11 protein-coding genes are annotated in these 16,047 nt (G+C 40.3%); 1 reads left to right on the top strand and 10 read right to left on the bottom strand.

The window, feature by feature from the left end; translation table 11 throughout:
- Window positions 1-190: 190 nt before the first annotated feature.
- From icmF to ACQKNZ_RS03065, 8 genes are all read right to left on the bottom strand, one after another.
- A complete protein-coding gene (gene icmF / locus ACQKNZ_RS03100) occupies window positions 191-3,448 on the bottom strand; it encodes a fused isobutyryl-CoA mutase/GTPase IcmF (protein WP_427658090.1) in 3,258 nt (1,085 codons plus the stop codon).
- A gap of 51 nt (window positions 3,449-3,499) precedes the next feature.
- Window positions 3,500-4,135: a TetR/AcrR family transcriptional regulator gene (locus ACQKNZ_RS03095; RefSeq protein WP_191696667.1), complete on the bottom strand. Its 636-nt coding sequence runs from the start codon at window positions 4,133-4,135 to the stop codon at window positions 3,500-3,502.
- 1 nt (window position 4,136) lies between these two features.
- A complete protein-coding gene (locus tag ACQKNZ_RS03090; protein WP_151111380.1) occupies window positions 4,137-5,276 on the bottom strand; it encodes an acyl-CoA dehydrogenase in 1,140 nt (379 codons plus the stop codon).
- Between the two features lie 158 nt (window positions 5,277-5,434).
- Window positions 5,435-6,571 (bottom strand): acyl-CoA dehydrogenase, encoded by a 1,137-nt coding sequence (locus ACQKNZ_RS03085; RefSeq protein WP_427658087.1) that lies wholly within the window; start codon window positions 6,569-6,571, stop codon window positions 5,435-5,437.
- Window positions 6,572-6,591: 20 nt separating this feature from the next.
- Window positions 6,592-7,443: a 3-hydroxybutyryl-CoA dehydrogenase gene (locus ACQKNZ_RS03080; RefSeq protein ID WP_427658085.1), complete on the bottom strand. Its 852-nt coding sequence runs from the start codon at window positions 7,441-7,443 to the stop codon at window positions 6,592-6,594.
- Window positions 7,440-8,648, bottom strand: coding sequence for an acetyl-CoA C-acetyltransferase (locus ACQKNZ_RS03075; RefSeq protein WP_342577975.1), 1,209 nt, complete (start codon window positions 8,646-8,648; stop codon window positions 7,440-7,442). The genes ACQKNZ_RS03080 and ACQKNZ_RS03075 overlap by 4 nt, the downstream gene beginning before the upstream one ends.
- 160 nt (window positions 8,649-8,808) lie before the next feature.
- On the bottom strand, window positions 8,809-10,962 hold the full coding sequence (locus ACQKNZ_RS03070; RefSeq protein ID WP_427658082.1) for a (Fe-S)-binding protein: 2,154 nt from the start codon (window positions 10,960-10,962) through the stop codon (window positions 8,809-8,811).
- Between the two features lie 560 nt (window positions 10,963-11,522).
- The gene (locus tag ACQKNZ_RS03065; protein WP_427658080.1) at window positions 11,523-13,577 is read right to left on the bottom strand and encodes a bifunctional diguanylate cyclase/phosphodiesterase; all 2,055 of its coding nucleotides are present in this window, start codon (window positions 13,575-13,577) and stop codon (window positions 11,523-11,525) included.
- A 779-nt stretch (window positions 13,578-14,356) separates the two neighbouring features.
- Between ACQKNZ_RS03065 and ACQKNZ_RS03060 the strand changes: the two genes are divergently transcribed.
- Entirely contained in the window at window positions 14,357-14,731 is a 375-nt protein-coding gene (locus tag ACQKNZ_RS03060; RefSeq protein WP_427658078.1) for an enoyl-CoA hydratase, read from the top strand.
- A 174-nt stretch (window positions 14,732-14,905) separates the two neighbouring features.
- On the opposite strand, the gene ACQKNZ_RS03055 is transcribed toward ACQKNZ_RS03060, so the two are convergent.
- On the bottom strand, window positions 14,906-15,568 hold the full coding sequence (locus ACQKNZ_RS03055) for a hypothetical protein (RefSeq protein ID WP_427658076.1): 663 nt from the start codon (window positions 15,566-15,568) through the stop codon (window positions 14,906-14,908).
- A complete protein-coding gene (locus tag ACQKNZ_RS03050; protein WP_186318215.1) occupies window positions 15,561-16,043 on the bottom strand; it encodes an ECF transporter S component in 483 nt (160 codons plus the stop codon). The genes ACQKNZ_RS03055 and ACQKNZ_RS03050 overlap by 8 nt, the downstream gene beginning before the upstream one ends.
- Between the last annotated feature and the right edge of the window lie 4 nt (window positions 16,044-16,047).

Below are 16,047 nucleotides of genomic sequence, written 5' to 3'. Positions count from 1 at the left end.
AAAGAAAGCAAGAGTAAAGGTATAGAGGCGAGTCTTTTATTATACAGCCAAATTGTTGTTAAGAGGAGAACAATTATAACCATCATTTGTACCGGTTTTTTCATAACACTTCTCCTCTACGACTTAATAAATACATTATACTAAAGAATATAATAAAAAAGTGTCTCTAATATACTTAGAGACACTTTTTTTACATATTTCGACGGTATTGCCCTCCAACCTCGTAAAGAGCATTAGTAATTTGACCTAGACTCGCCTTTTGAACAGTGCTCATTAGCTCTTCAAAAATATTTCCACCGCTCATCGCTACCTGCTTCAAACGGTTCAACGAGTTTTGAACGTCTGCTTCATGCTTGAGTTGGAAATCTTGAAGATTCTTAATCTGGGTTTCTTTTTCCTCTTTTGAAGCACGGGCTAGCTCCATATTGTTAATGTCATCCTCAGATGCCGGATTTGGGTTTAAATAAGTGTTCACTCCGATAATTGGCAGTTCACCTGTGTGCTTCTTCATTTCATAGTACATAGACTCTTCTTGAATTTTTCCACGTTGATACTGAGTCTCCATGGCACCAAGTACTCCTCCACGGTCATTAATGCGATCGAACTCAGCAAGTACTGCCTCTTCTACTATATCCGTCAGCTCATCTACAACAAATGATCCTTGTAAAGAGTTTTCGTTTTTCGACAAACCATGCTCTTTCGTAATAATCATCTGTATAGCCATCGCACGACGTACAGATTCCTCTGTTGGAGTCGTAATTGCTTCATCGTACGCATTGGTGTGTAAAGAGTTACAGTTATCTTGCAATGCCATCAAAGCTTGAAGAGTCGTGCGGATATCGTTGAAATCTATTTCCTGCGCATGAAGACTTCTGCCCGATGTTTGAACATGGTATTTTAACTTTTGGCTGCGTTCGTTGGCACCATACTTCTCACGCATGACGACTGCCCAAATACGACGTGCCACTCGACCAATTACTGTATATTCTGGATCAAGCCCATTTGAGAAGAAGAATGATAGATTCGGTGCAAAGTCGTCAATATTCATACCACGGCTCAAATAATATTCCACATACGTAAATCCATTCGCGAGCGTGAAGGCTAGCTGTGAAATAGGATTTGCTCCGGCTTCAGCAATATGATACCCAGAGATTGAAACAGAGTAATAATTACGAACCTTTTGGTCAATAAAATATTGTTGAATATCACCCATCATGCGAAGTGCAAATTCCGTAGAGAATATACAAGTATTTTGACCTTGGTCTTCTTTTAGAATGTCCGCCTGTACAGTCCCACGAACTACTTGCAGTGTCGCTTCTTTAACCTGAGTAAATTCCTCTACAGTCAAGGTTCTACCTAGCTCCTCTTCCTTTAGGCGAACTTGCTGATCGATTGCAGTGTTCATAAACATTGCCAAAATGATTGGAGCCGGACCATTGATGGTCATCGATACGGATGTAGATGGCGCACATAAATCGAAGCCAGCATATAGCTTCTTCATATCCTCTAACGTACAGATGCTGACCCCTGACTCTCCAACTTTTCCGTAAATGTCAGGTCTGTAGTCTGGGTCTTCCCCGTATAATGTTACAGAATCAAAGGCTGTAGATAGTCGTTTCGCATCGTCATCCTTTGATAAGTAATGGAAGCGACGGTTTGTACGCTCTGGTGTTCCTTCTCCTGCAAATTGACGCTTTGGATCCTCTCCTTCTCTTCGGAAAGGAAAAACTCCAGCGGTATATGGAAATGAGCCAGGCACATTCTCTTTATATACCCATTTTAAAATCTCCCCGTAATCGACAAATTTCGGTAGAGCTACTTTAGGAATCTTCAAGCCTGATAGGCTTTCCGTACGAAGAATCGTACGAATCTCTTTATCTCGAATCTTCGTAACGAATTCGTCTCCTGCATATGCATCCTTCAAAGCATGCCAATTTTCTAGAATACGTTTAGATTCTGCTGATAATTCATCTTTAATGCCCGCTGCTAAAGACTCTAAAGATTGAATCAATGCATCCTCCGTTCCTTTTTTCTTTACCTCATCAATAGCGCCTTCTAATTGGAATAGCCTTCTCGCAAACTCAACCTGCTCTTCTGATTTCTTATGATAGCCTCTAACCGTATCTGTGATCTCACGCAAATAATAGCGACGATCGTTAGGAATGATGACATTTTGCTTTTGTGTTTTTATAAATTGCTCATACGAGGTTTCCCAATCAGTTCCCACTTTTTTATTTACGGTTTCAATCAATGCTGCAAATAATGAGTTAGTCCCCTTATCATTGAACTGGCTAGCAATTGTACCGTAAACAGGCATTTTATCCAGTTCTTCATCCCAAAGCTCGTGGCTGCGTTGATACTGCTTTTGGACCTGTCTTAATGCATCCTCTGAGCCCTTGCGTTCGAATTTATTGATAACGATTAAATCGGCATAATCTATCATATCGATTTTTTCTAATTGAGAAGGTGCCCCGAACTCACTTGTCATGACGTACATGGAAAGATCCGAAACGTTTGTAATTTCTGCGTCACCTTGCCCTATTCCACTTGTTTCAACAATTATTAAATCATAGCCTGCGACCTTCACTACATCGAGTACATCTGCAATTGCACCAGACAGCTCCGTTCGCGATCCACGAGTCGCCAAGCTTCTCATGAATACTCTCTTATTGAAGATGGCATTCATACGGATACGGTCTCCCAGAAGTGCCCCTCCGGTTTTTTGCTTTGTTGGATCAATAGATAGAACCGCTATTTTCTTGTCTGGTAATTCTTGTAGAAAACGACGGATCAGCTCATCTGTCAAAGAACTTTTCCCTGCACCACCAGTGCCGGTAATCCCCAAAACCGGTGTTCCTTTTGACAAACCTTTTGCCTGTTCTAGCATACTAGCAGTGTCTTGGTCTCCAGTTTGATAGGCTTCTTCTGCTAGCGTAATTAGATGTGCAAGTACTTCTGGATTTTCCGTTGTCACGTTTTCTATTGCTTCCTTTGCGCCTGAAGCTTTCGTAGGTACGTCACATTCCATCAGCATTTGATTGATCATTCCCTGTAACCCTAGCTTACGGCCATCCTCAGGTGAGAATATGCCGGAAATCCCGTAATCCTGTAACTCTTTTATTTCCTTTGGGATGATTACTCCGCCGCCGCCACCAAATATACGAATATGTGGTGCGCCCCTTTCAGCAAGTAAATCCTTCATATATTTAAAATACTCGACATGTCCTCCCTGATAGGAAGAGATGGCAATCCCTTGAACATCCTCTTGAATAGCGGCATTAACTACCTCTTCAACCGAGCGATTATGCCCTAAGTGGATAACCTCTGCTCCGCTCGCCTGTAAAATGCGACGCATAATATTGATGGATGCATCATGCCCGTCAAAAAGGCTCGACGCCGTTACAAAACGAACATGATTTTTTGGACGATATACTTCTACCTTAGACATGTTGTTCCTCCTTGTTTGTATGAACATTTCTTATGAACTTAGGACTGACACTTAAATGATGTCCTTCGCATTACCCATCCCACTGAGTAATAATTGCACTTGTAAATCTGTAAATTGTTCAATTGAAAATTCCTTGCGGAGAGCCCATCTTCTAAAAGCCCACATTTGCCCTTGAACGACCAATGTATGAGCGTAAAGCTTAGCCTGTTCTCCGGTCAACTTAAGCTCCCCACCTTGAATACAGCCAACAATAATCTTGTGGAAGATTTCCACCATTTCCAGTTCCTTGAGTAATACATATTCGAGCGCTTGCTTTGGTAAGGATTTAGATTCCTGGTACATGACAACGAACTCATCCGACATATCATCTATCACCCCATAATAATGATGAATCGCATTTCGTAAGTCCTCGATTGTACCGTTCTCAGGTTGGAATTTGGATAGCCTCTCGTGTACCTCATGATAAATGCTATCGCATACTAAATAGAGGACATCCTCCTTAGTACGGATATATTCATACAGCGTCCCAATACTGAAACCGGCTTCCTTCGCAATTTCTCTAGTAGTAGTACGATGAAAACCTTTCTGTTTGAATAAAGTCACCGCAGCTCGAATCATTTGCTGGCGTCTTTTTTCAATAAGATTACCGTCCTTTACAGAGGTCAGTACTTCGTGTTTTTTATCCATGCTACTTAGTCAACATACGAGAGATGACAAGACGCTGAATTTCTTGAGTACCCTCATAAATTTGAGTTATTTTTGCATCACGCATAAAACGCTCTACTGGGTAATCCTTTGTATATCCGTATCCACCATACACTTGAACAGCTTCAGTTGTTACCTTCATCGCTGTGTCTCCTGCCATCAGCTTCGCCATAGCAGACTCCTTCCCATAGGAAAGACCATTAGATTCTAACCATGCTGCTTGATAGGTCAGTAAACGAGAGGCTTCAATGGAAGTTGCCATGTCTGCTAATTTGAATGATACTCCTTGGTTAGCAGCAATCGGTTTACCAAACTGTACACGTTCCTTTGCGTAGCTAACAGAAGCATCTAAAGCACCCTGTGCAATACCAACTGCTTGAGCAGCAATCCCGTTGCGACCACCGTCTAACGTTTTCATCGCAATGATAAAACCTTCTCCTTCTTGGCCTAGTAAGTTTTCTTTAGGCACTCGGCAGTTATCAAAGATTATTTCTGTTGTAGGTGATGAACGAATCCCTAGCTTCTTCTCTTTCTTCCCTACTGAGAACCCTTCAAAGTCAGCTTCCACAATAAATGCACTAGTTCCCTTATGCTTAGATTCTGGATCAGTCACTGCAAATACAACATAGATATCGGCAATTCCACCATTTGTAATGAAGATTTTAGATCCATTTAACACATAATGATCGCCATCTAATTTAGCGGTTGTTCTCATACCACCAGCATCAGACCCTGAACCTGCTTCTGTTAAACCATAGCCACCGATTTTCGTTCCTTCTGCCATCGGACGAAGGTATTTTTGCTTTTGCTCTTCGTTACCGTACTTGAAAATTGGCCATCCAGCTAAAGATGTGTGAGCTGAAAGAGTTACACCTGTCGATGCACATACTCGAGATAATTCCTCCACTGCGATACAGTACGCCAGATAATCTGAACCGATTCCACCGTACTCCTCTGGCCACGGAATCCCTGTTAAGCCAAGCTCAGCCATTTTGTCAAAAATTTCACGGTCAAAGCGCTCTTCTTCATCACGTTCTGCAGCTGTTGGAGCCACTTCTTTCACTGCAAAATCGCGTACCATTTTACGAATCATTTCATGCTCTTCTGTTAGTTGAAAATTCATTTGAACATTCCGCCTTTTGATTTGATTTAGTTTTTGTGATTCATAGGTTAGTTTAGGTTTTGTGATATTCCATTTACTATTTGAGACTTTCAGTTTGGGTTTGGTGACAATTTGTTTTTTGTGATGTTCAAACCCTAATTTATAGCAACCATCTATTATTAATTCATCAAGTGCTTGCTAATTACGATTCGCTGAATTTCACTTGTGCCCTCATATATTTCGGTAATCTTTGCATCACGGAAGTAACGCTCTACTGGATAATCCTCCGTGTAGCCGTAGCCTCCGAATACTTGAACCGCTTCGATTGCTACATCTACTGCTGTTTTGGATGCGAATAGTTTGGCCATAGATGCCTCTTTTCCACAAGGGAGTCCCTTATCTCGCATACTTGCAGCACGGTAAACTAGTAATCTAGACGCTTCTACTGCTGTCCCCATGTCAGCTAGTTTGAAGCCTACTCCTTGGTTGGCTGCAATTGGCTTGCCGAATTGAATACGCTCCTTAGCGTAGCCTACTGCTGCTTCAAAGGCAGCTTCTGCAATACCTAGTGCTTGGGTAGCAATACCAATACGGCCAGTGTTTAAGTTGGCCATAGCTATTTTGAAGCCTTCTCCCTCTTCCCCTAGTAGGTTTTCAACTGGGATTTTCATATCTTCAAAGGTGATTTGAACCGTTCTAGAGCCATGTAAGCCCATTTTTTGCTCATCTTTTCCGATGATAAAACCAGGTGTATCTTTCTCCACGATAAATGCAGAGATTCCTCGGGAACCTTGTGTAGCATCTGTGGAAGCGAACACAATATAAACGTCTGCCTCTCCGCCATTCGTGATGAATACCTTTGAGCCATTAATCACATATTCATCACCTTTTTTGACTGCCTTCGTTTTAAGAGCTCCTGCATCTGAGCCAGCAGATGGTTCTGTTAAACAAAATGCACCTAAATATTCTCCGGCAGCAAGCTTTGGAATATATTTTTGTTTTTGCTCCTCATTTCCAAAATAAAGAATTGGATTTGTGCCTACTGACGTGTGGACAGAAAGGATAACCCCTACAACTGCACTCACCTTTGATAATTCATTGATGGCGATGACGTAACTAGTAAAATCCATCTCCGAGCCACCATATTTTTCTGGGATTGTGATTCCCATCAATCCAAGCTCTCCCATTTTTTTAATAATCTCGCGCGGGAACTCCCCTTGCTCCATATGTTCTATAAATGGCTCAATTTCGGTTTTTGCAAAATCACGGACCATGTTGCGCATCATTAGTTGTTCTTCTGTGAAATGTAAATCCATCGATTAATCCCCTTTGTTTGTTATTCGTATATGTAGAAGCCTCTACCAGTTTTCTTACCTAACCATCCAGCCTTCACATATTTACGTAATAACGGGCATGGTCGATACTTGCTGTCTCCAAAGCCGTCGTGAAGAACTTCCATAATGTACAGGCAAGTGTCTAGACCAATAAAGTCAGCTAGCTGAAGAGGACCCATCGGATGATTCATCCCCATCTTCATCACGTCATCAATTGCCTCCTTCGTTGCTACGCCTTCATATAACGTATAAATTGCCTCGTTAATCATTGGCATCAATACACGATTAGCAACAAAACCTGGGAAGTCATTTACCTCTACAGGAACCTTATTTAGCTTTTTCGTCATTTCTTCAATGGCCATATATACATCATCATTAGTTGCAAGGCCTCGAATAATTTCTACTAGCTTCATTACTGGAACTGGATTCATAAAATGCATTCCAATTACTTGCTCGGGACGATTTGTTGCTGCTGCAATTTCTGTAATTGGCAGAGAGGAAGTGTTTGTCGCTAAAATTGTATGTGCTGGTGTTATCTCATCTAGCTGTTTAAAAATAGATTGCTTGATTTCCATATTTTCGACTGCTGCTTCAATAACTATGTCTACGTCATTTGCATCCTCTAGGGAAAGTGATTTCGTGATTTTATTTAAAATGACTTGTTTTTCGTCCTCTGTCATTCTTCCCTTTTCCACATTTCGAGAGAGGTTCTTTGTAATTGTTTGAAGTCCACGATCAAAGAGTTTCTCTTCACGTTCATTAAGCTTCACTTCATATCCTGCCTGTGCACAGACCTGCGCTATTCCAGACCCCATTTGTCCTGCTCCGATTACCATTACCTTTTGAATGTTCATGCTAGATTCCCTCCTGTTTTTGGAACTTCAATCATGATGGCATCTCCTTGGCCGCCGCCAGAACAAATGGCTGCAATTCCAATTCCTCCTCCTCTGCGTTTCAACTCGTATGCTAACGTCAAAATGATACGAGCTCCTGACGCTCCAATCGGGTGTCCTAAGGCTACTGCTCCACCATTGACATTAACCTTGCTCTCATCAAGTCCGGCAATTTGACTGCTTACTAAAGCGACTGCAGCAAAAGCTTCATTTATCTCAAATAAATCAATCTCTTCAATTGTTTTTCCAGTCTTCTCTAGTAGACTATTAATAACAATACCAGGCGTTTGTGGAAAGTTTTCCGGTTCAATTGCAATTGCAGTGTGTCCAACTACATATGCTAACGGCTCTTTTCCAAGCTCTTTTGCTTTATCCTCATTTGTTAAAACAAGTGCACAAGCTCCATCATTTACCCCAGGTGCGTTACCTGCCGTGATAGACCCATCCTTACCAAACGCTGGTTTTAGTTTGGCAAGTGATTCAACAGAGGTATCTGCCCGAGGTGCCTCGTCTTGGTCTACGACTATTGGTTCACCTTTTCTCTGTGGAATTTCAACAGGTACGATTTCTTCCGCAAATAAACCTTCTTCAATTGCTTTCAAGGCTAAGCTATGGCTTCTAAAAGACCACTCATCTTGCTTTTCACGAGATAATTCAAATGCTTCTGCAGTAGAATTTCCGTAAGTCCCCATATGGACGCGCTTTGGATGAAATGAACAGGATAGACCGTCATAAATCATCCCATCTACCATTTGCCCATCACCCATTCTTAATCCGAATCTGCCCTTTGGTAAATAGTAAGGAGCGTTAGACATAGATTCCATTCCCCCAGCAACGATCACTTCTTCGTCCCCTAAACGAATGATTTGGTCTGCCAGTGTTACACTACGCATTCCAGAGGCACAAACCTTGTTAATCGTTTCTGTTTGAACTGCCCATGGGATTCCTGCCTTGTTGGCTGCCTGTCGGGAAGGAATTTGTCCTTGACCAGCCTGTAAAACTGTTCCCATGATTACTTCATCCACTTGCTCTGGGCTCACGCCTGCTTTTGCAAGTGCTTCTTTTATAACGACTCCACCTAAATCAGAAGCATTTAAAGTGCTTAGCGCTCCTCCAAACTTTCCAAAAGCTGTTCGTGCTCCATCCAAAATTACTGTTTTCGTCAATACAGCCACCCCTTTGATTTGTATGCGCTTTCAACATCTATAAAAAATAAAAATTACTGACTGAACGCTCGCTCGACTTATATTGTTAAGAAAAGGGAGTGTTTCCACTCCCTGCCTCAATTACTTTTAGTTTACTTAAAGTAATTGAGGTTGGCAATTATTATTGAACATTTTGTTCTTCGTTTACTTCTTCTATTTCGGTCATTGACTCACCAAAGATTGATTTTTCTAGAAGCTCTGCAATATCATATGTTCCAACTGTGTCTTCTACTTCCTTAGCTTTTGTACCATCTGATAGCATCGTCAAGCAATAAGGACATCCCGAAGAGATAACTGTTGGGTTTACATCTAACGCTTGTTCTGTACGAGCAACGTTTACGCGGTTACCCACATGCTCCTCCATCCACATTAAACCTCCACCAGCTCCACAGCACATTCCGCTTTCACGGTTACGTGCCATTTCCACTAGCTTCACACCAGGGATAGATTTCAGAATTTCACGAGGTGCATCGTACACATCGTTATAACGTCCCAAATAACAAGAGTCATGGAAGGTGATTGTTTCATTTACTTCATATTTTGGTTTTAAGCGACCAGACATTACTAAATCGTAAAGCAACTCAGTATGGTGTAGAACTTCTCCACTCCAGCCAAAATCACCGTATTCATTTTTGAAAATATTATATGCATGAGGATCGATTGTGACTATTTTCGTTACCTCTGCCTTTTCAAATTCTTTAATATTCGCTGCCGCAAGCTCTTGGAACATAAATTCGTTCCCTAGTCGGCGCGGTGTGTCTCCCGAGTTCTTTTCTTTATTACCAAGAATCGCGAACTTCACTCCTGCCTCGTTCATCAAGTGAGCGAATGATAAAGCAATTTTTTGAGAGCGGTTGTCAAATGATCCCATAGATCCAACCCAGAATAGATATTCAAACTCTTCCCCAGCTTTGGATACTTCTTTTACTGTTGGAATGTGAAGATCTGGACGAGCATCTCTCCAATTTTCTTTTTCTTTACGGTTAAGACCCCATGGATTACCCTGACGTTCAATGTTTGTCATCGCACGTTGTGCATCCGGGTTTACTTTACCTTCTGTCATTACTAAATAACGACGAAGGTCTATTATTTTATCTACATGCTCGTTCATAACTGGGCATTGATCTTCACAGTTACGGCAAGTCGTACAAGCCCAAATTTCTTCCTCAGTAATTACATCCCCGATTAATGATGGGCTATAAATATCTTCAATTACAGCACCTTCTGCGCCAGCTGCCATTGCCAACTGGTTTCCTTTTGTACCTTTGAACGCAAGAGCTGGAACCCATGGCTTTTGTTTTGTTTCTACAGCTCCAGTAAATGTTAAATGATCACGTAGCTTAACAATTAAATCCATTGGAGATAGCATTTTACCTGTTCCTGTTGCCGGACACATATTCGTACAACGACCACATTCTACACATGCATAGAAATCAATCATTTGCGCTTGTGTAAAGTCTTGAACACGTCCAACACCAAAGACTGGCATTTCTTCCTCATCTGCTTCTTCGTCCTCTTCCTCTTCAAAGTTAATCGGACGGAGTCTGCCTACTTTGTCTAAACGATGGAAGTAAACGTTAGCAGGACCAGTGATTAAGTGGAAATGCTTAGATTGTGGAATATAAACTAAGAACGTTAATAGGAACAATAAATGTACCCACCACATTACAAAGAACACAGTGATTGCCGCAGCCTCCGGAATTGCTTGGAAAACGTTTGCAATAGCAGATGCTACAGGCTCACTCCATGTTGCCTCATGACCGTGCCAAATCATTCCCATACCATTACCGATTAATACTGAAACCATTAGTCCACCGATGAAAATAAGTACTAAACCATTTTTCCATCCACGTTTTAAACGGACTAGCTTTTCAACATAACGACGATAGAACGCCCAAATTACTGCAACTAAGATTGTTAGTGTTACAATCTCCTGGAAGAATGTAAATGCTGGATATAGTGGTCCTAGCGGTAAATGCGAATCTGGTGCTAGTCCCTTCCATATAAAATCGATTGCTCCAAATTGTACAAGGATGAAGCCATAGAAGAACATGACATGGATTGCTCCACTTTTCTTGTCTTTCAGTAGCTTCTTTTGCCCAAAAACATACACCCAAATTTTTCTAAGTCTTTCCTTCACATTGTCTTCAAACTCAACTTTTTTCCCCAATTTAATGTATGCATACCTTGTTCGTAGTAGATATACAAATAGATAGGCCGCATACAGTACTACTCCGATGAATAACACCCAGTTTGCGATTAACAACGGATTCATCCCTTTTCCCCCTCTAAGATGTGCCTAATTAATAATAGAATAACATTATAATAGAATTATATGAATTAATACAATATTAAAACTGAATGAGCATTCAGTCAATAGCAAATTAAAGAATAATTGCTAAAATGAAAAATATTTTAATATAAGGATTAGATTAATTGGTTTATTAGTTAAAGTTTAGGCTGGAGTAAGAAAGGTTAGGTAGATTCTTTCAGAGGTATTTACCAGTGTATAATTTCTAGAATGTGCTTGGGGCAAAGTATGATTGATTTTCTCTTTAGTCGGACGCTTTCCGTGGGGGGAGCGATTAGCCATCACCGTCGCTTGCGCGTCGTTTGTGATGGCTTATCTTTCTCCCTCCTCCCACTGGAGTCGCCGACTGCCGCTGCAATCAACTTTTGTTCCAATATTCATGTATGAATGAAAATTATCCTTTGTATAATTTAAATTAATTCAATTCTGATCAATTAGAAGGCATTCTAGTTATAGGATTTGAGACATTGCTTAGTCACTATTTTTTTCATTTGGAAAAAGCATCGAGTAAGAATCGATGCTTTCTAGGCTAATGCTTTAGTTGTCGCTAAATGAACTTGATTCCACAAAACTATTTCCTCGCTCGTTTGTGGCTTAGAAAAATAATATCCCTGCACGACTGGCATGATGCAGGTATTTTTTAAGAACTCTATTTGTTCCTTCGTTTCTACTCCTTCAAATACAATGGTCAATTTTAGGGATTGACCAAGCCCAATCATTGCTTCCATGATGGAAGAGTCCTTTTCAGATGCTGGAATTTCATCAATAAAGGATTTGTCTATCTTTAATGTAGAAATAGGCATCTTTTTTAAATAGGACAAAGATGAAACTCCTGTACCAAAATCATCTAAGGCTACTGATAACCCTTCCTTTCGAAAAGCTATGACCGCTTGTATTGCTTTGTCTATATTTCTGACAAAGCTTGTTTCGGTTATTTCTAACTCTAACTGGGAGGCTGACACCTTATAATGCTGCATATTGTCTTTCACCACATGGAGAAGCTTCGGTGATGTTACATATTCTCCAGGAATATTAATAGAGATTTGCTCAAAAGAGATGCCATCCTCCCTCCAGTTTGCAATCTGCCTACAGACTTGCTCAATAATCCAGTCCGTAACTCCCACCATTCGATTATGCGTTTCAAGTATAGGGATAAATACTGCAGGAGATAGAAGCCCATGTGTTGGGTGGTTCCATCTGAGCAACGTTTCAAGACCTTCTACCTGATTCCCCCTGAGAGAAACCTTCGGCTGATAGACCAAAAATAATTCACCATCTTTAATGGCACGACTAATATCATCTACTAACTCCCGTTCAAAAGTGCGGGTGTGAATGGATGGATCATAGAAAATTACCTCGTTTACGAAATTTGTAGAGGAATGGTCGATAACTGCTAGAACGTTAGCGTATAAAGCAACTGCCTCCGTTTTATTGTTGGCCTCTGCAACGGCACAAACTGAAGAAAGATAAATCTTTTCACCATCAATCAAAAGAGGCTTTTGCAAATAATCGGCAATTCTCTGCATTGCTTCTTTTACTTGCGAATTGTCTTTAACGTCCTTCATCAAAAAAGCAAAGCGGTTCTCCTCCATTCTATATAGTTCAGATGAAGCTGGAGCCAGTGATTTAAACTTTTCTGCTAATCGCTTGATAACTTCATCTACAATTTGATAGCTATATTCTTTATTTAGCTCCTCCAAGCCATTCAAATGCCAGATGCTCAAATACTCTGGAAACAGATGTTTCTGAAGATCCTGTTCAAATGAACGTCGGTTTGGCAGCTTCGTATAGGAATCAAAAAAATTCGTGCGGTATTCCACATAACGGTCAATTTGCCCCGATAAAAAAAGCATACCGAGCAAAAATGCCATCCCAACAGTGACTATAATAACTAAGCCTCCAATATTCTCCATCTCGTGTGCAAGTGTATGTATTGGGAAATCCTTTGGCATATAAAAAGTGATAGCTGACATCCCTGTATAGTGCATGCTAGAAACAGCCAATCCCATAATCACTGCAGTACACAATTGAATCCAACGATTTTTCATATAGAGCTGCAGACTCGAAAATATATAGACTGCTATCATTGAGACTGCTACTGCGATCCCTATAGAAACTGCAAACAGTAAACGATCATAAGTATAAAAGATGTCCATTTCCATTGCATACATTCCCATATAGTGCATGGTGGAAATCCCTGTACCCATTGAGATTCCAGCTAAGACGTACATCCAAAATCCTCTTTTAGAAAGGCTCGAAAGATAAAAAGCTAAAAAGGAAGCTATCATAGCTGGTACTATAGATAAAACCGTTAGCGGTACATTGTATTTCATATGCACTGGTAAGGAAAATGCACTCATTCCGACAAAATGCATAGACCAAATTCCAAATCCCATAGCAATTGATGCAAATAACAACCAAATATATCGATGAAAGAAACCATTCCTTTGAGCTCTTCCATTCATCGCCAAAGCCGAATAAGAAGCAATAACAGCGATTAAAACGGATAATAAAACAATAGAAGCTGCATAGTCACCTTGAATGACGACCATATCACCTTCCACATAATTACGAAACATTAGTTTATCTCCTTTATACTTCTTAATAGAAAAGCGCAAGCGCCTATATCTGCCCCGACAAGATAATGAGAAAAAGCGAGGAGGCAGTCCTTCAGCCACCGGAGCTTTAACTCATTTGACCTCGAGGGGCAAGGCGCTGGAGCTAGACAGATAGAAAAGCGCAAGCGCCTATATCTGCCCTGACAAGCAAATGAGAAAAAGCGAGGAGGCAGTTCTTCAGCCACCGGAGCTTTAACTCATTTGACCTCGAGGGGCAAGGCGCTGGAGCTAGACAGATAGAAAAGCGCAAGCGCCTATATCTGCCCCGACAAGCAAATGAGAAAAAGCGAGGAGGCAGTCCCTCAGCCACCGGAGCTTTTATCCATTTGACCTCGAGGGGCAAGGCACTGGAGCTAGAATTTACTTTCTTGAATATGAACAAAAAGTGTACCTAATCACCCTCCTTTTATCGGCAGAGAGTCTTATAGATTAACTTTTTTCAACGCTCCCCTATATTTTTTTCGCGGTGTTTAGCATTAGAATGTTTTTTCCCCCTTTTTAAAAAATTAAATTTAGCATTTTTATTACACATGAGGAAAAAGAGAAAAATCCGATTACTAGCGAAGAAGTCGTATTGGACGGGTCTCAATTACATCATTGTTTGAATTTCATAGTTTAGATAGTCGGTGAAGTAAAATAATAGTTAAGAATTATATTTTTAATAGCTATAATGGTAGAATTTAAATTGGTTTATATTGGAATTAATTGATAAGGAAAAATTCTTTTTAAAGGAGGATAATATGTCATTAAGAGTTGGAGAAATAATTAGATTTGAAAGAACTTTTACATTAGAAGATGTGGAATTATTTACAAAGGTTTCAGGTGATGAGGGGATTCATCATATGAAACCAGATGAACAAGGAAGAGTAGTGGTTCAAGGGTTAATGACTGCTACATTACCAACAAAAGTAGGTGGTGATAACAATGTGCTAGCTCGGAACATGAATTTTGAGTTTTTAAAAACTGTATATACTGGCGACACAATAATTTGTGAGGTAACTATTGAAAAATTCGAAAAGCAGGAAAATAGAACGTCCATTGCTGCATCCTTTATATGCTACAATCAAAATGACATTCTAGTGCTTAGAGGCAATTTTTCAGGAGTGATACTATAATATTTATAGCTTAATTTCTCTTTTCAAAACGAGAATTTAAGCTTTTTTATTTGATGTCTTTAGTAACTGAGACATCAAATAAAAAAGAAGCAGTCCATTTCAATTATGAAATAGACTGCAAAAGAAATTTTATTCATGAAAACGGAATTTGTTTTTCAATAGATTGCAAGTCTTCTATTTAATGGCTTGAAAGTATTTTCCAAAATGTAATTTAGCTTCCTGTTCTCTCGTCGGACTAATACCTAAAAGAACAGTCGTTGCTGGACCAGCTGAAATATTTAAATTCCATCCATCTAGATAGCCCTCGATTCCTAACCGGTTACATTCTCCTGCGATACCTGTAGAGCCAACTGGCCAAACTGCATGAACCATTCCTGACTTCATTGCTTCCCAGATTTTCTTTAAGTCTGCGATAGCTTGTAGTTCTTTTATTACTTCTTCTCCAACACATGGTTTTCCGTAGGCATACCACTGAAAGTCATGAAATTTTTCTAGTTGTTTTTCACCAATCATGGATAGGGCCATGGCAGATTGCAAAGTTTCCATATTCGTTTCGCTGCTCCCCGTTATTATGGGGCATTCCTCAGCAATCTCATCAAATAATCGTTTAATCCCTTTTATATATTTGCTCCAGCTTTCGTTTCCAGAAAAGTTATGTACGATAATAGTTTGTGGAAATGCTTTAGCTGCCCATTGCTCCAAAATGGTTACTCTAGCTGCAAAGTAAGCAACTACTTCATCCGCTATATGCACTACATCTTTTTCCTTTTCTCCTATTGCTGCCGAGTTATCAGTTGTAAGCACCAGCCCATTAGGCAATAAAATTGCGTTACGCATGTGTCTTTACTCGTTCCATTACTTTTTCAACAACAGGTGAAACGATCATGGCAATGGAAGCATTTAATATGGTCGCCAATGTGATGCCTGGTAATGCGCCAATGAAGAATGCAGGTGAAATAATCCAATAGAATGGTAAAGTGGCCAGTACACTATTTGCAACGATAAAGAAAACCCATTTCCAAAAGTGATATCCCTTTTGATGGAGTTTTGTAAAGACAAATAGGATAATAAACATCTCTAGAGCTATGATGATATGTAGTGGCCCGAATGGGAAACCTGCTGACAAGGAAGAGGCAAGATGACCTACTAGAGAGGCAGCACCAGCGTATACGGGAGGTAAGAATAGAGATGAAATAAGTGCAGGCACTGTGTCTAGTGCCGCACTCCCAATTCCTACAGGAATTTTTATTAAAGCCCCTATAGCTGACAGAGCTGCAAACATTGCAGCAAGTGTTAATAATCGAAGTTTCATCTAA

It is taken from the genome of Psychrobacillus sp. NPDC093200 (genome assembly GCF_050280345.1).
GTDB classification, from domain to species: domain Bacteria; phylum Bacillota; class Bacilli; order Bacillales_A; family Planococcaceae; genus Psychrobacillus; species Psychrobacillus faecigallinarum.
Note: the sequence above shows the minus strand (reverse complement) of the source record. Positions and strands in the feature narration are given on the sequence as shown.